Annotated in this window: 20 protein-coding genes and 1 riboswitch; of the genes, 9 read left to right on the top strand and 11 right to left on the bottom strand. The window is 66.3% G+C overall.

What is annotated here, in order from left to right; genetic code table 11:
• Positions 1-234 precede the first annotated feature (234 nt).
• On the top strand, positions 235-2,031 hold the full coding sequence (locus tag CGK74_RS03770) for an acyl-CoA dehydrogenase C-terminal domain-containing protein (protein ID WP_094267160.1): 1,797 nt from the start codon (positions 235-237) through the stop codon (positions 2,029-2,031).
• Positions 2,032-2,154: 123 nt separating this feature from the next.
• On the opposite strand, the gene CGK74_RS03765 is transcribed toward CGK74_RS03770, so the two are convergent.
• The 3 genes from CGK74_RS03765 to CGK74_RS03755 are packed head-to-tail and all read right to left on the bottom strand — an operon-like array spanning position 2,155 to position 4,590.
• Positions 2,155-3,486: an ammonium transporter gene (locus tag CGK74_RS03765; protein WP_206186169.1), complete on the bottom strand. Its 1,332-nt coding sequence runs from the start codon at positions 3,484-3,486 to the stop codon at positions 2,155-2,157.
• Positions 3,487-3,500: 14 nt separating this feature from the next.
• The gene (gene glnK, locus CGK74_RS03760; protein WP_094267159.1) at positions 3,501-3,839 is read right to left on the bottom strand and encodes a P-II family nitrogen regulator; all 339 of its coding nucleotides are present in this window, start codon (positions 3,837-3,839) and stop codon (positions 3,501-3,503) included.
• Between the two features lie 28 nt (positions 3,840-3,867).
• Positions 3,868-4,590 (bottom strand): TorF family putative porin, encoded by a 723-nt coding sequence (locus CGK74_RS03755; protein WP_094267158.1) that lies wholly within the window; start codon positions 4,588-4,590, stop codon positions 3,868-3,870.
• 279 nt (positions 4,591-4,869) lie between these two features.
• Between CGK74_RS03755 and CGK74_RS03750 the strand changes: the two genes are divergently transcribed.
• Both CGK74_RS03750 and CGK74_RS03745 read left to right on the top strand, forming a co-directional pair.
• Positions 4,870-5,127 (top strand): accessory factor UbiK family protein, encoded by a 258-nt coding sequence (locus tag CGK74_RS03750; protein ID WP_094267157.1) that lies wholly within the window; start codon positions 4,870-4,872, stop codon positions 5,125-5,127.
• Positions 5,128-5,217: 90 nt separating this feature from the next.
• Positions 5,218-6,717 (top strand): YifB family Mg chelatase-like AAA ATPase, encoded by a 1,500-nt coding sequence (locus tag CGK74_RS03745; RefSeq protein ID WP_094267156.1) that lies wholly within the window; start codon positions 5,218-5,220, stop codon positions 6,715-6,717.
• Between the two features lie 28 nt (positions 6,718-6,745).
• Here the strand turns inward: CGK74_RS03745 and CGK74_RS03740 are convergent, their stop codons facing one another.
• The 7 genes from CGK74_RS03740 to CGK74_RS03710 all read right to left on the bottom strand — a co-directional run bounded on the left by CGK74_RS03740 (position 6,746) and on the right by CGK74_RS03710 (position 13,613).
• Positions 6,746-7,138 carry a rhodanese-like domain-containing protein gene (locus CGK74_RS03740; protein ID WP_094267155.1) on the bottom strand — a complete coding sequence of 131 codons (393 nt, stop codon included), beginning with the start codon at positions 7,136-7,138 and terminating at the stop codon, positions 6,746-6,748.
• An 84-nt stretch (positions 7,139-7,222) separates the two neighbouring features.
• On the bottom strand, positions 7,223-7,957 hold the full coding sequence (locus CGK74_RS03735) for an ABC transporter ATP-binding protein (RefSeq protein ID WP_094267154.1): 735 nt from the start codon (positions 7,955-7,957) through the stop codon (positions 7,223-7,225).
• A complete protein-coding gene (locus CGK74_RS03730) occupies positions 7,947-8,720 on the bottom strand; it encodes an ABC transporter ATP-binding protein (RefSeq protein ID WP_094267153.1) in 774 nt (257 codons plus the stop codon). The genes CGK74_RS03735 and CGK74_RS03730 overlap by 11 nt, the downstream gene beginning before the upstream one ends.
• On the bottom strand, positions 8,717-9,814 hold the full coding sequence (locus CGK74_RS03725) for an ABC transporter permease subunit (protein ID WP_094267152.1): 1,098 nt from the start codon (positions 9,812-9,814) through the stop codon (positions 8,717-8,719). Before CGK74_RS03725 ends, CGK74_RS03730 begins: the two co-directional genes overlap by 4 nt.
• A 15-nt stretch (positions 9,815-9,829) precedes the next feature.
• Positions 9,830-10,762, bottom strand: coding sequence for a branched-chain amino acid ABC transporter permease (locus CGK74_RS03720; RefSeq protein WP_094267151.1), 933 nt, complete (start codon positions 10,760-10,762; stop codon positions 9,830-9,832).
• 148 nt (positions 10,763-10,910) lie between these two features.
• Complete coding sequence (locus tag CGK74_RS03715) at positions 10,911-12,026, bottom strand: branched-chain amino acid ABC transporter substrate-binding protein (protein WP_094267150.1); 1,116 nt, start codon at positions 12,024-12,026, stop codon at positions 10,911-10,913.
• Positions 12,027-12,500: 474 nt separating this feature from the next.
• Positions 12,501-13,613: a branched-chain amino acid ABC transporter substrate-binding protein gene (locus CGK74_RS03710; RefSeq protein ID WP_094267149.1), complete on the bottom strand. Its 1,113-nt coding sequence runs from the start codon at positions 13,611-13,613 to the stop codon at positions 12,501-12,503.
• 120 nt (positions 13,614-13,733) lie between these two features.
• On the opposite strand from CGK74_RS03710, the gene CGK74_RS03705 reads away from it, so the two are divergent.
• From CGK74_RS03705 to CGK74_RS03685, 5 genes are all read left to right on the top strand, one after another.
• Complete coding sequence (locus CGK74_RS03705) at positions 13,734-14,225, top strand: hypothetical protein (protein WP_094267148.1); 492 nt, start codon at positions 13,734-13,736, stop codon at positions 14,223-14,225.
• A gap of 13 nt (positions 14,226-14,238) precedes the next feature.
• Positions 14,239-14,829: a hypothetical protein gene (locus tag CGK74_RS03700; protein ID WP_094267147.1), complete on the top strand. Its 591-nt coding sequence runs from the start codon at positions 14,239-14,241 to the stop codon at positions 14,827-14,829.
• Between the two features lie 63 nt (positions 14,830-14,892).
• Positions 14,893-14,969: riboswitch (S-adenosyl-L-homocysteine riboswitch) on the top strand.
• Between the two features lie 76 nt (positions 14,970-15,045).
• Positions 15,046-18,807 (top strand): methionine synthase, encoded by a 3,762-nt coding sequence (gene metH / locus CGK74_RS03695; RefSeq protein ID WP_094267146.1) that lies wholly within the window; start codon positions 15,046-15,048, stop codon positions 18,805-18,807.
• 86 nt (positions 18,808-18,893) lie between these two features.
• On the top strand, positions 18,894-20,714 hold the full coding sequence (locus tag CGK74_RS03690; RefSeq protein ID WP_133091768.1) for a response regulator: 1,821 nt from the start codon (positions 18,894-18,896) through the stop codon (positions 20,712-20,714).
• Positions 20,715-20,796: 82 nt separating this feature from the next.
• The gene (locus CGK74_RS03685; RefSeq protein ID WP_094267144.1) at positions 20,797-21,174 is read left to right on the top strand and encodes a thioredoxin family protein; all 378 of its coding nucleotides are present in this window, start codon (positions 20,797-20,799) and stop codon (positions 21,172-21,174) included.
• Positions 21,175-21,186: 12 nt separating this feature from the next.
• Here the strand turns inward: CGK74_RS03685 and CGK74_RS03680 are convergent, their stop codons facing one another.
• Complete coding sequence (locus CGK74_RS03680; RefSeq protein ID WP_094267143.1) at positions 21,187-22,080, bottom strand: LysR family transcriptional regulator; 894 nt, start codon at positions 22,078-22,080, stop codon at positions 21,187-21,189.
• Positions 22,081-22,251: 171 nt separating this feature from the next.
• Between CGK74_RS03680 and CGK74_RS03675 the strand changes: the two genes are divergently transcribed.
• Positions 22,252-22,659, top strand: a complete 408-nt coding sequence (locus CGK74_RS03675) for a TerB family tellurite resistance protein (protein WP_094267142.1) — start codon at positions 22,252-22,254, stop codon at positions 22,657-22,659.
• The last annotated feature ends 51 nt before the right edge of the window (positions 22,660-22,710 follow it).

Here is a 22,710-nt window from a genome sequence, read left to right as displayed (position 1 = left end):
TCCATGCCGGGACGATGAGCGTACGAGCAGGGCGACCTTCGGGTCGCCCTTTTTGTTGGTGCGCCCAGCCACAGGGCGCATGCCTCACCGTGACGGTCCAGCTCACGTGGTGCAAGTCGATTCAAACGGTCGTTTGACATCGATTTATCCTTCTATAAAATAAAACGAACGTTTGATTAACGAACGGCCGTCTCAAGGCGGCCGTCTTCGATTCCACCCGAAGGAGACCCCGCGATGCCCCAATACACGCCGCCCCTGCGCGACATGCAGTTCGTCCTCCATGAGGTGCTCGACGCCGTCGGCCAACTCCAGGTCTGTCCGCCGCACGCCGAACTCGACGTCGAAACCTTCAACGCGGTGCTGGAAGAGGCTGGCAGGTTCGCGGCCGAGGTTGTCTTCCCGCTCAACGTCAGCGGCGACACCGAAGGCTGCACGCTCGACCGCGCCACGCACGAGGTGAGCGCGCCCAAAGGCTTCAAGGAGGCCTATGCGCAGTACGTCGACGGTGGCTGGCCTGCGCTCGCCTGCGATCCCGAGCATGGCGGCCAGGGGCTGCCCATCGTGCTCAACCAGTGTCTGTACGAGATGCTCAACAGCGCCAACCAGTCCTGGACCATGTATCCCGGCCTGTCGCACGGCGCCTACGATGCCTTGCACGCGCATGGTTCGCCCGCGCAGAAGGCGCTCTATCTGCCCAAGCTGACCAGCGGCGAATGGACCGGCACCATGTGCCTGACCGAGCCGCACTGCGGCACCGATCTCGGTCTGCTGCGCACCAAGGCCGAGCCGCAGGGCGACGGCACCTACCGCATCACCGGCGAGAAGATCTTCATCAGCGCCGGGGAGCACGACCTCGCCGCCAACATCGTGCATCTGGTGCTCGCGCGCCTGCCCGATGCGCCTTCCGGTAGCAAGGGCATCTCGCTGTTCGTCGTGCCCAAGTACCTGGTCAATGCCGACGGCTCGCTCGGTACGCGTAACGGCATCCACTGCGGTGGCCTGGAGCACAAGATGGGCATCCACGGCAACGCCACCTGCCAGATGGTGCTCGAGGGCGCGATCGGCACCCTGGTTGGCGAGCCCAACAAGGGCCTGCAGGCGATGTTCGTGATGATGAACGCCGCCCGCCTGGGCGTGGGCAACCAGAGCCTTGGGCTGACCGAGGTCGCCTTCCAGAACGCGCTTGCCTACGCCAGGGAACGCATCCAGATGCGCAGCCTCACTGGCCCCAAGGCTGCGGACAAGCCGGCCGACCCGATCATCGTGCATCCCGATGTGCGCCGCATGCTGCTCACCGCCAAGGCCTACGCTGAAGGCGCGCGCGCGCTGCTGTGCTTCTGTGCCGTGCTGTCGGACAAGGAGTTGCACCATCCGGACGAGAAGGTGCGCCGGGACAGCGCCGAATTGCTCGCGCTGCTGACCCCGATCGCCAAGGCCTTCGTCACCGATAACGGCTTTGCAGCCACCAACGAGTGCATGCAGGTGTTCGGCGGTCACGGCTACATCAAGGAATGGGGCATGGAGCAGTTCGTGCGCGATGCCCGCATCAACATGATCTACGAGGGCACCAACACCGTGCAGAGCCTGGATCTGCTCGGCCGCAAGGTGCTCGGCAACAACGGCGCCACGCTGAAGAAGTTCGCCCGCCTGGTAGCGGCGCTGGTGGAAACGGAGGGTGCCAACGAGAAGATGGCCGAGTTCATCCACCCGCTCGCCGAGCTCGGAGAGAAGATGACCAAGTTCACCACCGAGATCGGCATGAAGGCCCTGCAGAACCCGGACGAGGCCGGTGCCGCCGCGGTGCCCTACCTGCGTGTGGCCGGTCACCTGGTCTATGGCTACTTCTTCGCCCTGATGGCTTCGGTGGCGCTGAAGAAGATCGCCGCCGGCAGCACCGACCCCTTCTACACCGCCAAGCTGCAGACCGCGCGTTTCTACTTCGCCCGCCTCTTCCCGGAGACCGCGATGCTGATGCGCGCCGCACGCGCGGGCAGCGCGGTATTGATGGACACCGACGCGGCGCTGGCGTGACAACCGAGCCCCGGGTGGCATGCCGCCTGCGGTGTGCTGCCCACAAAAAAACGGCGCCCCGAGGGGCGCCGCGCTAAATCGAAGCCGGGGAGGACCGGCTCCGCAGGTGACACGTTTTGACGTTCAGACGCGGTAGGCCGTTTCGCCGTGGGCCGTGATGTCCAGGCCCTCGCGTTCCTCTTCTTCCGGCACACGCAGGCCGACCAGGACGTCCGCGATCTTGTAGGCGACGAAGGCCACGACGGCGGACCACACGATGGTGATGATCACGCTCCAGGTCTGGATCCAAACCTGGGCGCCCATCGCGAAGTCCTCGCCACCGGTGCCGCCGAGCGACGGGGCTGCGAACACGCCGGTCAGGATGGCGCCGACGATGCCGCCCACGCCATGCACGCCGAACACGTCGAGCGCGTCGTCCGCACCGAGCATGTGCTTCAGGCCATTCACGCCCCACAGGCAGATGAAGCCGGACAGCAGGCCGATCACGATGGCGCCCATCGGGCCGACCGAACCGCAGGCCGGGGTGATGGCGACCAGACCAGCCACCGCACCCGACGCCGCACCCAGCATCGAGGGCTTGCCCTTCAGCAGCGCTTCACCCAGCGACCAGGCCAGCACGGCGGCAGCCGTGGCGACCAGGGTGTTGATGAAGGCCAGCGCGGCACCCGAGGTGGCTTCGAGGTTGGAGCCGGCGTTGAAACCGAACCAGCCCACCCACAGCAGCGAGGCACCGACCATGGTCAGCGTCAGGCTGTGCGGCGCCATCGATTCGCGACCGAAGCCGATGCGCTTGCCCACCATGTAGGCACCCACCAGGCCGGCGACACCGGCGTTGATGTGCACCACGGTGCCGCCCGCGAAGTCGAGCGCGCCGTCTTCCAGCAGGTAGCCGCCCGGACCCCACACCATGTGGCAGATCGGCAGGTAGCAGAAGGTGAACCAGATCACCGAGAAGATCAGCACCGCGGAGAACTTCATGCGTTCGGCGAAGGCGCCGACGATGAGCGCACCGGTGATGCCGGCGAAGGTGGCCTGGAAGGCGATGAACGCGAATTCCGGCAGCTTCACGGTTTCGGTGAAGGTGTCGGCGAGCGAGTCGATCGTCACCCCGGACAGGAAGATCTTGTCCAGCGAGCCGATGAAGGGGCTGGCCTCGGTGAAGGCCAGGCTGTAGCCGTAGATGGCGAACAGCAGGGCGTTCAGCGAGAACACAGTCATGACCTGCATCAGCACCGACAGCATGTTCTTGGCGCGCACCAGGCCGCCGTAGAACAGCGCCAGGCCGGGAAGGGCCATCATCAGCACGAGCAGGGTGGCGGTCATGATCCAGGCTACGTCGCCCTTGTTGACCTCGACCGCCGCTGCGGCTGCTTCCTGGGCGAAGGCGCCGCCCGATACGCCGGCCAGTGCGCCCCCGAGGGCCAGTGCCGGCAGAAGTGCAAAGCGTTTCTTCATTTTGATGTTCTCCCTTACAGCGCGTCCGGGCCGGTTTCGCCGGTGCGGATGCGGATGGCCTGTTCCAGTTCGAAGACGAAGATCTTGCCGTCGCCGATCTTGCCGGTAGCGGCGGCCTTCTCGATGGCCTCGATCGCCTGGTCCAGGATGTCGTCGGAAACGGCGGCCTCGACCTTCACCTTGGGCAGGAAATCGACGACGTACTCGGCGCCCCGGTAGAGCTCGGTGTGGCCCTTCTGGCGGCCGAAGCCCTTGACCTCGGTGACGGTGATGCCCTGCACGCCGATGGCGGACAGTGCCTCGCGCACCTCGTCGAGCTTGAAGGGCTTGATGATTGCAGCGATGAATTTCATGGTTTTCTCCCGTTCAACTGGCGGGGGGTCAGAAGGACTTGCTGACGGACAGGATGAAGCGGTCGTCGGCGAGATCGAGGTCCTTGATGTCGGTGTCGACGTAGTGCAGGCCGAACTCGAAGCCACCGAACTCCTTGGTCACGCCGAGCTTCCAGTCCTTGTAGTCGTCACCGCCCTTGAGGTCGTTGTAGCCGTAGTGCGCGTCGAGGTTGAAGCCGCCGCCCAGCTCGTAGGACACGCCCAGGTCGTAGTACTGGCTGCCTTCCGAGTCAGGCAGGCCGAACAGGTCGGTGAAGGAGTAGGAGTACTTGAACGACAGGAACTCCCACGACAGCCCGATGTAGCCTTCCAGCGTGTTCGGCTTGGTCAGCCCGGTCTCGTTCTTCCAGGTCGAGCTGTAGCTGCCCGGGTAGTAGTACTGCAGCAGGCCGACGTCGTAGCCGATGGGGCCGGCCTCGCCGCTGTAGCCGGCATAGAGGTCGATCTCCAGACTGTTACCGGTCGAATCGGTGGTGTCGACGTCATTGAGCCAGGACACGTTCGAGCCCCACACGCCGACGTAGAAGCCGCTCGAGTGCGCATAGTCGAAGCCGCCCTGCAGCGCCGGGCGCTCGTCGGTCTGGCTGATGCCGCGATAGGCGTAGTCCGACACGATGCCGACGTTGGCGGAGAAGGGGCTCTCCTCGGCGTGGACGGTGCCCGCGAAGGGAAGGGCTGCGGCGACAGCGGCGGCGACAAGGGTCTTGTGCATGGTTGTTTTCTCCTGAGACAGATGAGGGGTTTCGACGCACAACCCTTAGCAGACGCCGTGCCAGATTCGTGAAATCCACTGTTCATGCGGCTTTCACGTTGTATGGCGGCATTTTTCGGGTCGTCGTGTTGCGGTGCGCAATCCATTCGCGCACGAAAGCGGGTCGTCATGCACTGATGTGGTGCATCGTCGCTGGTGCCACGCACGGAGTCGACGCGGGGTGGTCTCGGTGGGCGTGCTAGACTTGCGCCGTTCGCAACCGGCATTTCAATACCGATCATGGCTACTCCGCGCTTTCTCGACGAAATCGGCTCCAAACTTTCCGAACTGGCGGCCAACAGCCCCGCCCGCGACATCGAGAAGAACGTCAAGGCGATGCTCGGCAGCGCCTTCGGCAAGCTTGACCTCGTGACCCGCGAGGAATTCGAAGTGCAACGCGAGGTGCTGGCCCACGCGCGCCAGAAGGTTGCCGATCTTGAAGCCCGCGTCGCCGAGCTCGAGCGTCGCCTTGCCGGCGAGGGCGACAAGCCGGCCTGATCGCCGGTGCCGGGCATGCTGTCCGGCTTATCTGTTTGTCATTGATGCATTCTCCGCTAGACTGGCGCCCCGCCCAGCCTGGAGAACCGCATGTCGCTTGCACTCGTGCGCAGCCGCGCACTCGACGGTCTCGACGCCCCCGAGGTCACGGTCGAGGTGCATCTGGCCAACGGTCTGCCTGCGTTCAGCCTCGTCGGCCTGCCCGACACCGAGGTGCGCGAGGCGCGCGACCGGGTCCGCGCGGCCCTTCAGACCTCGCAGTTCGAGTTCCCGCAGCGGCGCATCACCGTCAATCTGGCGCCGGCCGATCTGCCGAAAGAGGGCGGGCGATTCGACCTGGCAATCGCGATCGGCATCCTGGTCGCCTCCGGCCAGGTCGCCGGCCGGCTGCTCGATGGACTGGAGTTCTGTGGCGAGCTGTCGCTGAATGGCGAGTTGCGCGCGGTGCGTGGCGTGCTGGCAGTCGCGCTGGCCGCCGGACGTGCGCGACGCGGCCTGGTGGTGGCGACGGCCAACGCCCCCGAAGCGGCGCTGGCGCGTTCGGCGACCGTGCTGCCGGCGGGCAGCCTGTGCGCGGTGGCGGCCCATCTCAACGGTCACACGCCACTGCAGCCCGCAGCGTTCGACAACCCCGCCGCTGCAGCGACGAGTGGTCCTGACCTTGCCGATGTGCGCGGGCAGCTTCAGGCGCGCCGCGCCCTTGAGGTGGCTGCCGCGGGGGCACACTCCCTGCTGCTGTTCGGTCCGCCGGGCACGGGCAAGTCCATGCTGGCGCAGCGGCTGCCCGGCCTGCTGCCGCCGATGCTGGAGGGTGAGGCGCTCGAGACCGCGGCCGTGTGCTCGCTCGAGGGCAGTTTCGATGCGTCACGCTGGGCCCAGCGGCCCTTCCGCAGCCCGCATCATTCCGCCTCGGCCGCGGCGCTGGTCGGCGGCGGGGCAACGCCGCGGCCGGGCGAAATCTCGCTGGCTCACAACGGCGTGCTCTACCTCGACGAGCTGCCCGAGTTCGACCGCCGGGTGCTCGAGTCCCTGCGCGAACCGCTGGAAACGGGCCATATCAGCGTGTCGCGCGCGCGCCGGCGCGCGGAGTTTCCCGCCCGTTTCCAGCTGGTCGCGGCGATGAACCCGTGTCCCTGCGGCTATGCGGGACACCCGCGCAAGCCCTGCCGGTGCACACCTGAACAGGTTGCCCGCTATCGCGGCAAACTCTCCGGACCGCTGCTGGACCGCATCGACCTGGTGGTCGAGGTTCCGGTCCTGGCGCATGAGGAACTGGCCGCGGCGACGCCGGCGGCCTCGTCAGCGGAAGTACGGGCGCGGGTGGTGCAGGCGCGGGCGCAGCAGATGGAACGCCAGGGAGACGTCAATGCGCGGCTCGACAGCCGCGGCGTGGAGCGCTTCTGCCTGCCGGACACTGCGGGTGCCGCGCTGTTGCAGCAGGCGATGAGCCGGCTGGATCTGTCCGCGCGAGCCTATCACCGCATTCTGCGGGTGGCGCGCACGCTGGCGGACATGGCGGGGGCTGCGCAGCCGGGTGCGGCCCATGTGGCGGAGGCGATCCAGTACCGCCGCAGCCTGGATGGGCGCTGACAAGGCGTGCGGCCTTGCGCTCAGCGCTTCAGCACTGCTCCCAGGGCAGGCCGTCGAAACGCCAGCCGCTGACCGAATTGCGGTGGTGGCGTTCGTCCAACTCGCCTTCGAAGCCGTGCTGCACGTTGTAGACCTCTTCGAAGCCGGCCTCGAGCAGCGCATTGCCCGCCGTCTCGGAACGGTTGCCCGAACGGCAGATCAGCAGGATCGGGCGCTTGCCGCCGTTGCCGGCCAGCTTCTTGACCTCGCCGACGAAGTGCGGGTTAACGTCCCAGTCCGGGCCGTCGTTCCACGAGACGTGGATCGCGCCGACCGGATGGCCGACGAAGAGGTACTCGATCTCGCTGCGCACGTCGATCAGCAGCGCTTCCGGGTTCGCCTGCAGGAAGGCGTAGGCCTCCTTGGGGGTGATGTGCTTCATGCGTTGTTCTCCTTTGGCGCAGGATTATATTCAGAACAACGAATGGACGACCCCGCCCGCGCTGTTCTGCGGGCCGGGCCGGGATCAGGCAATCTCGCCCAGGTAGGCCTCGCGCACCTTCGGGTCGGCCAGCAATTCCTCGCCGGTGCCGGTCAGCGTGATCTTGCCCGACTCCATCACGTAGCCGCGCTGGGCGAACTCCAGCGCCAGGTTGGCGTTCTGCTCCACCAGCAGGATGGTCACGCCTTCGCGGGCCACCGACTGAACGACCTCGAAGATCTTCTCGACCACCAGCGGCGCCAGGCCCATCGAGGGCTCGTCCAGCAGCAGCAGCTTCGGGCGCGACAGCAGCGCGCGGCCGATGGCCACCATCTGCTGCTCACCGCCCGATAGCGTGCCGGCGACCTGGTGCAGGCGTTCCTTGACGCGCGGCAGCATGGTGTAGACCCGCTCCAGATCGGCCTCGATGCCCGCCTTGTCGTTGCGCGTGTAGGCACCCATGCGCAGGTTCTCTTCCACCGTCAGGCGGGTGAAGATGCCGCGCCCTTCGGGCACCAGCGCAATGCCCTTGCGCAGGCGCTTGTGTGCCGGCACGGTGTTCATCCGGTCGCCGGCGTAAAGGATGTCGCCGCCGGCGAGGGGCAGCACGCCGGCGATGGCGTTCAGCGTGGTGGTCTTGCCGGCGCCGTTGGCGCCGATCAGGCAGACGAGTTCGCCGGCCCACAGGTCGAGGTCGATGCCCTTGACGGCCTGGATGCCGCCGTAGGAAATCTGCAGGTTCTGCAGCTGCAGCAGCGGAGAGGTGGGATTAGTGTGCATGCTTGCCTCCGCCCAGGTAGGCGGCGATGACCGCTTCGTTCTTCTGCACCACGGCGGGCACGTCTTCGGCGATCTTCTTGCCGAAGTCCAACACCGCGACCCGGTCGCACAGGCCCATCACCAGCTTCACGTCGTGCTCGATCAGCATCACGGTGATGCCGTCGTGGCGGATCTGTTCGATCAGCAGCTTGAGCTGGCCGGTCTCGGTGGCGTTCATGCCGGCGGCCGGTTCGTCGAGCGCCAGCAGCTGCGGCTCGGTGGCCAGCGCGCGGGCGATCTCGAGTCGGCGCTGGTCGCCGTAGGACAGGTTCTTCGACACCACGTCGGCGAAGCGGCCGATGCCGACGTAGTCCAGCAGCTCGTACGCGCGCTGGGTGGTCAGGCGCTCCTCCTCGCGGGTGAAGCGGTTCTGCGTCAGGATGCCCCACACGCCCGCCTTGGTGCGGATGTGGTGGCCGGCCATGACGTTCTCGAGCGCGGTGAGGTCGCGGAACAGGCGGATGTTCTGGAAGGTGCGGGCGATGCCGCGGCCGACGATCTTGTGCGGCTTGCCTGCGGGCAGCTCGCTGCCGTTGAACACGAACTCGCCGCCGTCCGGCGTGTAGGCGCCGGTCAGCACGTTGAAGAAGGTGGTCTTGCCAGCGCCGTTGGGGCCGATCAGGCCATAGACTTCGCCCTTGCGGATGGTCAGCGACACGTCGGTCAGTGCCTGCAGGCCACCGAAGCGTTTGCCGATGTTGCGGGCTTCGAGCAGGGTGATCACTGCGCGCCCTCCTGCTTCATGTTCTCGCGGTGGGCGTAGCGGGCGCGGGCGGGGATCATGCCCGAGGGACGAAGCAGCATCATCAGGATCATGGCAAGCGACAGCAGCAGCATGCGGAGGACTTCAGGGTCGAGGATCACGGTGCCGAACAGCGTCTGCTGCAGCGGCACGGCGACGTCACGCAGGATTTCGGGCAGCAGGGCGAGCACGAAGGCGCCGACAATGGCGCCGGCGATGTTGCCCATGCCGCCGAACACCACCATCGTCAGCACGGCGATGGATTCCATCAGGCTGAAGCTCTCGGGGCTGACGAAACCCTGGAAGGCGCCGAACAGCGCGCCGGCCACACCGCCGAAAGTGGCGCCGAGCGAGAACGCCAGCAGCTTCATGTTGCGCGTGTTGATGCCGATGGCCTTGGCCGCCAGCTCGTCGTCACGCATCGCCGCCCAGGCGCGGCCCACGCGCGAGATCTGCAGGCGCTGGATGAACAGGATCGAGCCCGCCACGCACAGCAGGAAGAAGTAGTAGTACAGGAACAGCGAGTTGATCGAAAAGGTTTCGGTGACCTGCAGGTTGCGCGACAGGTCCCAGCCGAACAGGTTGATCGGGTCGATCATGTTGATGCCCTGCGGCCCGTTCGTGATGTTGATCGGGTAGTTCAGGTTCAGCATGAAGATGCGGATGATCTCGCCGAAGCCCAGGGTCACGATCGCGAGGTAGTCTCCTCGTAATCGCAGGACTGGAAAGCCCAGCATGATTCCCGCCAGTGCGGCGAAGGCCGCCCCCAGTGGCAAGACCAGCCAGAACGGCATGTGGATGTCGAAGTGCGGCGAGGCGAGGAAGGCGAAGGTGTAGGCGCCCACCGCATAGAAGGCGATGTAGCCCAGGTCGAGCAGGCCGGCGAAGCCCACCACCAGGTTCAGCCCCAGCGCCAGCATCATGTACAGCAGTGCGAAGTCCAGGATGCGCACCCAGCTCTTGCCGAACTGCCAGGCGATGATCGGCGCCACCAGGGCGATGATGATGATGAGCCAGCGCGCGGCCATCGGGTTGCGCTTGCCCAGGTAGGGGACGGCGGAGACGAGTTCGTTCATGGTTGTACTGCCTCCTCAGGCCCGGTCCGACACGCGTTCGCCGAGCAGGCCGGTGGGCTTGAAGATCAGCACCAGGCCCAGGATGATGAAGGCGAAGATGTCCTGGTAGGACGAGTTCAGGAAGCCGAAGGTCATGTGTTCGATGTAGCCGGCACCGAAGGACTCGACCAGGCCCAGCACGATGCCGCCGAGCATGGCGCCGCCCAGGTTGCCGATGCCGCCGAGTACGGCAGCGGTGAAGGCCTTGAGGCCGGGCATGAAGCCCATGCCGTAATGCGCGATGCCGTAGTTGCTGGCGTACATCACGCCCGCCACGGCGGCCAGCGCGGCGCCGACGACGAAGGTGAAGGCGATCACCGCGTTGGTGTCGACGCCCATCAGGCTGGCGACGCGGTGGTTCTCGGCGGTGGCGCGCATCGCGCGGCCGATCTTGGTGCGGGTCACCAGCAGCGACAGGCCGATCATGATCGCGGCCGAGGCGAGGATGATGACGACCTGCACCGGGGTGATGAAGACGCCGGCGATCGGCTCCAGCGGCGTGGTCGAGATCAGCTGCGGGAAAGTGTGGTAGTTGCGCCCCCAGATGATCATTGCCAGCGTCTGCAGCAGGAAGGACATGCCGATCGCGGTGATCAGCGGCGCCAGGCGCGGCGCGTTGCGCAGGCGCCGGTAGGCGAGCCGTTCCATCAGGAAGCCGATCGTCATGCTCACAGGGATCGCCACCATCAGCGCGATCGTCAGCATCGCGATCGGCGACATGCCGGGCGCGACACCCATCAGGAACATCATGGTCTGCAGCGCGGTCAGCGCGCCGACCATCAGCACGTCACCGTGCGCGAAGTTGATGAGGCCTAGGATGCCGTAGACCATCGTGTAGCCCAGAGCGATCAGCGCGTAGACGCTGCCGATCACCAGGCCGTTGATCAGTTGCTGGATGAGGGTTTCCATTGGGGGCTTGTAGCGCTTTCGGGAAAGTTTGAATGGCCCGGGCGTCGGGTGAAGGCGCGCGGGCTCGAGGGGCAAGGTCTGGGTGCGTCCGGTGGGGCGTGCCCCAGGCCTTGCCCCTCACGCCAGGGCGTGAGGGTCGGGATCAGGCTTACAGCGCGACCCAGGTACCGTCCTTGAACTGGTACATGGTCACCGCACCTTCCTTGATGTCGCCCTTGTCGTCGAACGAGACGTTGCCGGTGACGCCGTCGAAGCTGATCTTCTTCAGCTCGGGCAGGTACTTGGCGGGCTCGACGGAGCCGGCCTTTTCCATGGCCTTGATGATCGCCATCGCGGCGTCGTAGGCGTAGGGCGCGTAGAGCTGGACCTCGCCGTTGAAGCGCGCCTTGTAGTCCGCGCGGAACTTGGCGCCACCCGGCATCTTGTCGAGCGGCAGGCCGGCCATCGAGCAGTAGGTGGTCGAGTTGATCGCGTCGCCGGCGAGCTTGATCATCTCGGGGCTGCAGCCGCCGTCGCCGGTCAGGAACTTGGCGTTGATGCCGAGCTGCTTGAGCTGGCGCAGCATCGGGCCGGCCTGCGCATCCATGCCGCCGAAGAAGATCACGTCCGGGTTGGTGGCGCGGATCTTGGTCAGGATGGCGTTGAAGTCGGTGGCCTTGTCGGTGGTGAATTCACGCGCCACGACCTGGGCACCGGCGGCCTTGACTGCCTTGTCGGTCTCGTCCGCCAGGCCTTGGCCGTAGGCGGTGCGGTCGTCGATGATCGCCACCTTGGTGGCGCCGAGCGTCTTCACCGCAAAGGTGCCGAGCGCGCCGCCCTGCTGTACGTCGTTGGCGATGGTGCGGAACACGCCCTTGAAGTTCTGCTGCGTCAGCTTCGGGTTGGTCGAAGCCGGCGAGATCTGCGGCACGCCACCCTGGTCGTAGATGCGCGAAGCCGGAATCGAGGTGCCGGAGTTCAGGTGGCCGATCACCCCCTTCACGCCCGCATCCACCAGGCGCTGGGCCACCGTGGTGCCGGTGCGCGGGTCGGCCTGGTCATCCTCGCCGACGAGCTGGAACTTCACCTTCTTGCCGCCGATGTCGGCGCCGCCCTGGGCATTGACCGCGTCGACCGCCATGCGGCTGCCGTTCTCCAGGTCCTTGCCGAGGTGCGAAATGGTGCCAGTCAGCGGCGCGGCGCTGCCGAGCTTGACGACTTCCTGGGCGTGGGCTGCACCCAGCCCGATGCTCATGACCGCAATTGCAACGATGCTCTTCTTCATGCTTGATCCTCCAGCGAACGCAAGTGATGGCTGATTGGTTGTTGTCCGACGCATCTGCGAGGCCTTGTCTCCCTCGTCGGGGCCGTTGTTCCCGGCCCCCTTCTCCTCCTGCCACCCCGGCGGGAGCCGGATCTGTGACAAAAGTTTGCGTATTCTGCACAAAAACGGGGCGCAGGCACGCACACCCTCATGGCGCTGAGCCGTCCTGTGTTGCTGCAATGCGGCGAAAAATGCCCTGTCCATCAGCAGTCGTGCGTCGAACCTTCATGACGCAACGCGTCCGGACCTGACAGTGCGTCGAACAGGGGTGATGCATTGCACAATTCATGCCACTTGCGGATAACCCTGATCGCGGTCGCTGTCTGGGTTCAACGAGCGTGTAAACGAGAACGGGGGCGCCATCTGCGCCCCCGTTCCGTCGCACCCATCGTGTGCGAGGGCACCGTCATGGTGCCCTCGCGCATAGTGCCGCGCTTACTTCAGCGGCTCCCACTTCCCGTTCGCGTAGCCGTACAGGCTCACGCCGCCTTCCTTGATGTCGCCCTTGGCGTCGAAGGCGATGTTGCCGGTGACGCCCTTGAAGCTCACCTTCTGCATGGCCGCGAGGTACTTGGCCGGATCGGTCGAGTCGGCAGCCTTCATGCCTTCGATCAGTGCGCTGGCGGCGTCGTAGCTGTAGGGGGCGTAGAGCTGGACTTCGGCGTTGAAGCGCTGCTTGAAGCGCGACAGGAACTCGCTGCCGCCCGGCATCATCGACAGCGGGATGCCGGCCTGGGTGCAGAAGACCTTGTCGTTCATCGCGTCGCCAGCCAGCTTCACCATCTCGGCCGTGCAGTTGCCGTCGCCGCCGAGGAAGGTGGCGGCGATGCCGAGCTGGCGCATCTGGCGCAGCATCGGGGCGCCCTGCGCGTCCATGCCGCCGTAGAACACGGCGTCGGGCGTGCGGGCCTTGATTTTGGTGAGGATGGCGGTGAAGTCGGTGGCCTTGTCGTTGGTGAACTCGCGACCCACCACTTCGCCGCCCATCTTCTTGACGTTTTCGGCGAAGGCGTCGGCCAGGCCCTGGCCGTAGGCGGTGCGGTCGTCGATGATGGCGAACTTCTTCACCTTCAGTGTCTCGATGGCGTACTTGGCCATGGCCTCGCCCTGCTGCAGGTCGTTGGCGATGACGCGGTAGGTGACCTTGTAGTTCTGCTGGGTCAGCTTGGGGCTGGTCGAGGACGGGGTGATCACCGGCACGCCGGCCTGCTCGTACACGCGAGAGGCGGGGATGGAGGCGCCCGAGGTGGTGTGGCCGATCACGCCGGCGACCCCCGCGTCGGTGAGGCGCTGCGCAGCGGTGGTGGCGGTGCGCGGGTCGGCCTGGTCGTCCTCGCTGACCAGCTCGAACTTGACGGCCTTGCCGCCGATGGTGAGGCCCTTGGCGTTGGCGTCCTCGATCGCCAGGCGGGCACCGTTTTCGCCGTCCTTGCCGATATGGGCGATCGGGCCGGTCAGCGGGCCGGCGTGGCCGATCTTGACGACGGTCTGGGCGTGCGCGGCGAAGCCGGCGCTGACCAGGGCGAGTGCAAGCAGGGTCTTCTTCATTGATGTCTCCGAACGTTGCAAAGAGTCACCGCGAGGGCGTTGCAAAACCCAGGGTGATGGCGGATTCTAGCCCAGTGCCCTGCCGCCCGGCAGGCGCCCGCGATTGGGGGAAACCAAGGGATGAAACGCCTGCTTGCCTGGCTGTGTGCGCTGCTGTCCGCGGTGGGAATAACGGCCTGCGACTACTTCAACCTGCGCGAGCTGAAGCCCGGCGTGTCGACGGCGATGGAGGTGCGCGAGCGCTTCGGTCCGCCGAGGATGGAGTGGAAGAACGAGGACGGTTCGGTCACCTGGGAATACACGCGCCAGCCCGAGGGGATCGAGTGCTTCATGATCACGATCGGGCCGGACGACATCCTGCGTCAGATCGATCAGGTGCTGAACGAACAGAACTTCGCCCGCGTGGTCAATGGCATGAATGGCGACGAGGTACGCCGTCTGCTCGGCAAGCCGGCGCGCAGCCAGTTCTTCCAGCTCAAGCATGAGACCGTGTGGGAGTGGAAGATCAGCCATGGCTTTGCCGGGACCAGCGAGCCGGTGTTCTTCACCGTGTCGTTCAATACCGATGGCCGTGTGGTCGGCACCGGCCGTTACACGCAATATCGACGCTGAGCGGAGGAAGACCATGAGTGTCTTCAACCTGTTGCCACTGCGCCTGCTGCGCGGGATCGGCATGTTGCTGTTTGTGGCGGTCGCGCTGCAGCTGGCCGGCTGCATGACGTTTGCGCCGCCGCGTCCCTTCACCACCGAGGCCGAGACCCTGGCGGCCAAGGGCGAACCCACGCGGCGCTGGCAGAACGAGGACGGCACGACCACGCTCGAATATGCGACCCAGCCTTATGGGCGCAGCTGCCTGATGGTGCAGATCGACCAGGGTGGCATCGTGCTGCGGCAGTGGGATGCGCTCGACGACGAGAACCTGATGCGGGTGCAGAAGGGCATGACGCGCGAGGAGGTCGACCGCCTGCTCGGCGAGCATCGTTCGGAGCAGACCTTCCGCCTGTCGGGCGAGGAGGTGTGGGACTGGAACGTACGCAACTACGGCCCGGGCATTGCCACGCTGTTCAACGTGCATTTCATCGACGGCAAGGTGGTGCGGACGAGCCAGACCTACGTCTATCCGCGCGAAGGGCCGTTCTGGGGCGGGTGGGGCTACCCGCACCCGTACTACCGGCATCCCTTCTTCCCGCCGCATCCCTTCTTTCCCTACTGGTAAGTCCCTGTCGACAAGCCACTTTCGCGCTTGGCAAGTCTCGGCGTGAGCCGATACAATTCGCCCCCTGCCGAGGAGCGCTGCGACCCCGACTGAACCTGCGAGGGCCAGGCTCGGCAACCGATCAACGGCGCTCACAAACCTTCAGCCGGTTTGTGGCGCCGTTCGCATTTGTGCATGGCGTTGCCCGGCGACCGTTGACCGACCGAGGTAAGACCCATGCAAGCCGACCGTACCGCCGAACTTCGCCAGCTTCTCGCCGACCGCATCCTGATCCTGGACGGCGCGATGGGCACGATGATCCAGCAGGAAAAGCTGGGCGAGGCGGACTACCGCGGCGATCGCTTCCTCGACCATCCGAAGGATCTCAAGGGCAACAACGACCTGCTGGTGCTCACGCGCCCGGACGTGATCGTCGGCATCCACCGCGCCTATCTCGAGGCCGGCGCGGACATCATCGAGACCAACACCTTCAACGCCACCCGCGTGTCGCAGGCGGAGTACGGGCTTGAGGCGCTGGCCTACGAACTCAACGTCGAGGGCGCGCGCCTGGTGCGCGAGCTGTGCGACGAGTACACCGCGAAGAACCCCGCCAAGCCGCGCTACTGCGCCGGCGTGCTCGGACCGACCTCGCGCACGCTGTCGATCTCGCCCGACGTGAATGATCCCGGCTTCCGCAACATCAGCTTCGATGCGCTCGCCGACGACTACTACGACTCGGCCAAGGCCCTGCTCGAAGGCGGCGCCGACATCCTGCTGATCGAGACGGTGTTCGACACGCTCAACGCCAAGGCCGCGGTGTTCGCGATCGAGAAGCTCTTCGACGAGATTGAGAAAAGCGGCGGCCAGCGCGTGCCGGTGATGATCTCTGGGACCATCACCGATGCCTCAGGCCGCACGCTGTCGGGCCAGACCGCGGAGGCGTTCTGGAATTCACTCAGCCACGCGCAGCCGATCAGCTTCGGCCTCAACTGCGCGCTCGGCGCCGACCAGCTGCGCCAGTACGTCGAGGAACTGTCCAACGCCTGCGACACCCACGTGTCCGCCCACCCCAACGCCGGCCTGCCCAACCCGCTGTCGCCCACCGGCTACGACGAAACGCCCGAGCACCTCGCCAGCCAGATTCGCGAGTGGGCGCAGAGTGGCCTGGTGAACATCGTCGGCGGCTGCTGCGGCACCACGCCGGCGCACATCGCGGCGATCGCCGAAGCCGTTGCGGGCCTCGCGCCGCGCGTCGTGCCCACCATCGAGAAGAAGCTGCGCCTGTCGGGCCTCGAGCCCTTCAACGTCGGCGGCGACGCGCTGTTCGTCAATGTGGGCGAGCGCACCAACGTCACTGGTTCCAAGGCCTTCGCGCGCATGATCCTCGAGGGCCGCTTCGACGACGCGCTCGCGGTGGCGCGCCAGCAGGTCGAGAACGGCGCCCAGGTCATCGACATCAACATGGACGAGGCGATGCTCGATTCGGTCGCCGCCATGGAGCGGTTCTGCAAGCTCATCGCTACCGAGCCCGACATCTCGCGCGTGCCGATCATGCTCGACTCGTCGAAGTGGTCGGTTATCGAGACCGGCCTCAAGTGCATCCAGGGCAAGGGCGTGGTCAACTCGATCTCGATGAAGGAGGGCGAAACCGAGTTCCTGCGCCAGGCCCGCCTTGCGCGCCGCTACGGCGCGGCGGTGATCGTGATGGCCTTCGACGAGCAGGGCCAGGCCGATACCTTCCGCCGCAAGACCGAGATCTGCGAGCGCGCCTACAAGCTGCTCACCAAGCCGGTGGCCGAAGGCGGCGCCGGCTTCCCGGCCGAAGACATCATCTTCGACCCCAACATCTTCGCCATCGCCACCGGCATCGAGGAGCACGACAACTACGCGGTCGATTTCATCAACGCCGTGGCTTGGATCAAGGAGAACCTGCCTTACGCCAAGACCTCGGGCGGGGTGTCGAACGTGTCATTCAGCTTCCGCGGCAACGACCCGGTGCGCGAGGCGATCCACACCGTGTTCCTGTATCACGCGATCAAGGCCGGCCTGTCGATGGGCATCGTCAACGCCGGCCAGCTCGGCGTGTATGACGAGCTCGTACCCGAGCTTCGCGACAAGGTCGAGGATGTGGTGATGAACCGCCGTCCGGGCGCGGGCGAGGCGCTGGTCGAGTTCGCGCAGACGGTGAAGGGTCAGGCCAAGGAGTCCGCGCAGGATCTGGCTTGGCGCGAGTGGCCGGTCGAGGAGCGTCTGAGCCACGCGCTGGTCAAGGGCATCACCGAGTTCGTTGTCGCCGATACCGAGGAGGTGCGTGCCAGGCTCGAGGCCGAGGGCAGGCCGCCGCTGGCGGTCATCGAAGGCCCGCTGATGGCGGGCATGAGCGTGGTCGGTGACCTCTTCGGCGCGGGCAAGATGTTCCTGCCGCAGGTGGTGAAGTCGGCGCGCGTGATGAAGCAGGCGGTCGCCCACCTGATTCCCTACATCGAGGCGGAAAAGCTGCGCACCGGCGCCACCAGCAAGGGCCGCATCATCATGGCCACGGTCAAGGGTGACGTGCACGACATCGGCAAGAACATCGTCGGCGTGGTGCTCGGCTGCAACGGCTACGAGGTGATCGACCTCGGCGTGATGGTGCCGGCGGCGAAGATCCTCGAGGCGGCCAAGGAACATGGCGCGCAGGCCATCGGCCTGTCCGGCCTCATCACCCCCTCGCTGGAGGAGATGGCCCACGTTGCCGCCGAGATGAAGCGCCAGGGCTTCGAGGTGCCGCTGCTGATCGGCGGTGCCACCACCAGCCGCAACCACACCGCGATCAAGATCGCGCCGCACTACGACCAGCCTGTCGTGTACGTGCCCGACGCCTCGCGCGCGGTAGGCGTGGTCACCGCGCTGCTGTCGGAGGGGCAGAGCGAAGCCTTCAAGGCCGAGGTCGCCGCCGACTACGAGAAGATCCGTGCCCTGCATGCCGGCAAGAAGGGCATGCAGCTGGTGAGTGTCGAGGCAGCGCGCGCCAACGCCTTCCGTACCGATTGGACGGCCGAGCGCGTGGCCGCGTGCAGCACTGCCCACCAGGCCGGATTCACGCCCTACCAGCCCCCGCGACCCAACATGCTCGGCGTGCAGGCGATCGATGTCGAGCTGGGCGAGCTGGTGAGCTACATCGACTGGGGCCCCTTCTTCCAGACCTGGGACCTCGCCGGCCGCTTCCCCGCCATCCTCGACGACGCGGTGGTGGGCGAGACCGCGCGCAACGTGTTCGCGGACGGCAAGGCGATGCTGGACAGGATCGTCGCCGAGAACTGGCTGCAGGCCAAGGCGGTGTTCGGCCTGTTCCCGGCCAATGCGGTCGGCGACGACATCGAGATCTACACCGGCGAGGACCGCAAGCACCTGGCCATGGTCTGGCACGGCCTGCGCCAGCAGCACGAGCGCCCGGCGGGCAAGCCGCACTGGTGCCTGACGGACTTCGTCGCGCCCAAGGAGTCGGGCGTGCCGGACTGGATCGGCGCCTTCGCGGTCACCGCCGGCCTGGGCATCGAGGCCAAGCTCGCCGAGTTCGAGGCGGCGCACGACGATTACCACGCGATCATGCTCAAGAGCCTGGCCGACCGCCTGGCCGAGGCTTGCGCCGAATGGCTGCACGAGCGCGTGCGTCGCGAATGCTGGGGCTACGCGGCCGATGAGGCGCTCGACAACGAGGCGCTGATTGCCGAGCAGTACCGCGGCATCCGCCCGGCGCCGGGCTATCCGGCCTGCCCGGATCACACGGTCAAGGGGCCGCTGTTCGAGCTGCTAGGTGCGCGCGAACGCATCGGCATGGACCTCACCGAAAGCTATGCGATGACCCCGGCGGCGGCGGTGAGCGGCTTCTACTTTGCTCACCCCGAGAGCCATTACTTCGCCATCCCCAGGATAGGCCGCGACCAACTCGAGGACTGGGCGCGCCGCACCGGCATGGAGGTGGAGGAGGCGGCGCGCTGGCTGGCGCCGCTGCTGTAATCGCGCCGTTACGGAACCAGGTCACGGAGCGCAGAATGAGGTCATGCTAGCCTCGATCATTTCCGTGCTCCGTGGAACCGCCTGACGTGACGCCTGCCGGACCGACCGACCGAGTGGATGCCGCCGTCTGGCACCAGTCGGTATGCCTGCTCTATCGCAACGCCTTGCCTGCGCAGGGCGTGCTCGTCACCGTCGCGACCTTGCTGGCGGTCGGCAACATCGTGTTTGGTGCAGCCTTGCTGCCCGCGCTCGTCTGGGCCGGTGCCATGGTGCTGCTGGGCGCCGGTCGGGCGATGTTGGTGCGCCGCTTCTACGCCTGCGCCCCGGGCGTAGAACAGACCGATCTGTGGTTCCGGCGCTACATGGTGGGCGCGGTGCTGGCAGGGATTGGCTGGGGTGTCGGGGCTGCGCTGTTCATGATCGAAGCTGGCTATGGCGCCCGCTTTTTCACCGCCGGTCTGATCTCGGCCACGATTGCAGGTGCAGTGTCGACGCTCGCCCCGTCACGCGGCGCGCTGACGATCTACGTCATGCTGTCGGTGCTGCCGATCGGAGTGATCTGCGCATTCGACTATGGCGGTCCGCCCGATCTGATCCTGATCGTGCTGTCGCTGGTGTTCATCGCCGCGGTGATCAACAGCGCCAACAACCTGCGGGCCATTCTGGTCGAGGCGATCCAGCTCAGCCTCGAACGCAGCCGCATGATTGCCGAACTCCAGGTCTCGCGCGACCAGGCCGAGATCGCCAACCGCACCAAGAGCCAGTTCCTGGCCAACATGAGCCACGAGATCCGTACGCCGATGAACGGCATCATCGGGCTCACCGAACTCGCGCTGATGGACCCGCGTGCGCCGGACGTGCCCGAGCATCTGCTCATGATCCAGGCGTCGGCCGATTCGCTGCTGCGCATCCTGAACGACATCCTCGACTTTTCCAAGATCGAGGCCGGCCGGATCGACATCGAGAGCGAGTCCTTCGACCTCCACGACACGCTGCGCCTGTCCACCCAGGTGCTGGCTGCGCCGGCGCAGGCCAAGGGGCTGGACCTGCGGCTCGAGATTCCGCCCGACCTGCCGCGCCGCGTGGTGGGTGATGCGCTGCGGCTCAAGCAGGTACTGACCAACCTGATCGGCAACGCGATCAAGTTCACGCCACACGGCGAAGTGGTCGTGTCGGCCTCGCTGAGCGACGCGACCGAGGATGACGTGGTGATCGGTTTTTCGGTGCGCGACACGGGTATCGGCATCGAGGCCGATGCGCAGACGCTGGTGTTCGACGCCTTCGCCCAGGCCGACAGCTCGACCTCGCGCCGCTATGGCGGCACCGGCCTCGGGCTGACCATCTCGCGCCGCCTGGTCGAGCTGATGGGCGGCACGCTCGGCGTCGATAGCCAGCCCGGGCGCGGCAGTCACTTCTTCTTCAGCGTCCGTTTCCGCCGCCCGGTCGCGCCGGCGGAGACCCCGGCCAGCTCGACCGGGCCGGTGAGCCAGGCCGGCGACCTGCCGCAAGCAGGCAGCGCCGGCACCATCCTGCTGGTCGAGGACAACCCGATCAACCAGAAGCTGGCTGTCGCCTTGCTGAGCCGCAAGGGCTACGCGGTGACCGTGGCCGACAACGGGCTGAAGGCGGTCGAACGCTGCGCGCAGCAGGATTTCGATCTGGTGCTGATGGACCTGCAGATGCCGGTGATGGACGGGCTCGAGGCCACACGCCGCATCCGCGCGCACGAGCGCGAGAATGGGCGTCGGCATGTGCCGATCGTGGCGATGACGGCCAGCGCGCGCGAAGAGGATCGCCAGATCTGCTTTGCCGCGGGCATGGACGACTTCCTGACCAAGCCGCTCAACGTCGCGCAGCTTTTCGACCGCATCGCGGTCGTGCTGCAGGCCGCTCCCCGCAGCGACTGAACGTCGCGCCCCGCGTCGCTCGTGCTTGGGGTGCGTCGCCGCCTCGGGTAGCATCTTGGGCTTCAATCCCCAGGAGCCCGACATGGCCAGCCTCGAAATCACCGCCGAAAACTTCAACGACGTCCTGGAAAAGAACCCGATCGTGTTCCTGGACTTCTGGGCGGCCTGGTGCGGCCCCTGCCGCAATTTTGCCCCTACCTACGAGGCGGCCTCCGAAGCCAACCCGGACATCGTCTTCGGCAAGATCGACACCGAGGCCCAGCAGGAACTGGCCGCGACCTTCCAGATCCGCTCCATTCCGACCATTGCGGTGATCCGCGAGGGCATCATGGTGTTCCGCGAGTCCGGCGCCCTGCCCGCCAGCGCCTTGAATCAGGTCATCGAAGGCGTGCGAGGCCTGGACATGGAACAGGTGCGGGCCGAGATCGCCGCCCAACAGGCAGGCCAGGAACAGGCCTGAGCGGGTCCGGCATCAGCCCAGCTTCCCGGCCTGCTCGCGGATCGCCTGCATGGCGGGATGCGATAGCCGGCGTTCGGTGGTGATCGCATAGACCTGGCTCACCACCGAGTCGATCTCGCCAATCACCTCCAGTCCATACTGCCGGCAGACGTAGTCGGCAATCGAAGTCGGCGCTACGATGGCGCCGGCGCCTCCCTGGGCGAAGGATTTCATCAGCGCGCTGTCGTCGAATTCAGCCACGATCGAGGGCTGCACGCGCTCGCGCTCGAACCATTGCAGCAGTGCCCCACGGTGGGCGACGTCCTCGCCCGGCATCAGGAAGGGCGCCCCATCCAGCGTGGCCGGAAACCCGTCGGCCAATTGCGCTGACAGTGCCGGTGCGGCGAACACGGTCAGCGTGCTCTCGCTCAGCAGCGTGCTGTAGCCGCGCACGCTGACCTCGGGCGGCACCGGACGGTCGGCGATCACCAGGTCGAGCCGATGCACCGCCAGTTCGGCGAGCAGTTCCGCCAGCGGGGCTTCGCGGCACACCAGCCGGCCGGGGCGCTCGACGTGCAGCGCCGGTTCGATCAGGTGGTAGATGACGGACTTGGGCATCGCATCGGGAATGCCGATGCGAAACGGCAGGCTGCGGCGCAGGCTGTCATCGCGCACCACGTCGACGATCTGATCGCCCAGCGCGAAGATTTTCTCGGCGTGACCCAGGATGCGTTCGCCCGCTTCGGTGAGGACCAGCCGGCGCCTGGCACGGCGGAACAGGCTGACACCGAGAGCTGCCTCGAACGTGGCGAGTTGGGCGCTGATCGAGTGTGGCGCAAGATTCAGCAGGCGGCCGGCTTCCGCAATCGTGCCCACGCGCGCCACCGTCCAGAAGTAGCGCAGGTGCTTGTAGTTGAGTTCAGTCATCCCGCACCACCCTTTGTTCCGTCGAAAAAATCGATTGTATTGCTAATCGAGATCGACTTTTTGGGCGTTCGCTTCTCCTTTAGTCTGCAGCTGTCTGCAGCGCTCCCCGGTGGGCCAAACCGGTTGTCCGGGCCGCAGCAGCCATCCCGACACAAGAAAGGAGACAGCACCATGCGCCACTACGAAACCGACAGCACCCCGGCGGCCGCCCGCCTGCTTGCCCTGACCGTGCTCGCCGACGGCGGCCTGGACCGCAACGAGCTCGATGCCATGATGCAGGCCGACCTCGCTCGTCGCCTCAGCATCGGCCGGGTCGAGTTCGAGCGCATCCTGCGCGAGTACTGCGACGATCTGCTGTTGAGCGCAAACTACCTCGACGGCGTGCGGCTGAAGGTGGCCGACGAGGTGCTCGACCTCCTGCTCGAGGACATTACCGATCCGGCCCTGCAGCGGGCGCTGCTGCAGACAATGCAGGAGATCGTCAGCGCCGACGGCGTGGAGACCTCTGCCGAGGTCGACGTCCTCGCCCGCGCGCTGGAGAAGTGGGGGGCGTACCCGAAAGGCGGGGCGCTGAACTGAAGCTGGCGGCACACAGGCCCATCCGGATGCGGGTCTGCGTGCCGCGAACGC

It is taken from the genome of Thauera propionica (assembly GCF_002245655.1).
Lineage (GTDB): Bacteria > Pseudomonadota > Gammaproteobacteria > Burkholderiales > Rhodocyclaceae > Thauera > Thauera propionica.
Note: the sequence above shows the minus strand (reverse complement) of the source record. Positions and strands in the feature narration are given on the sequence as shown.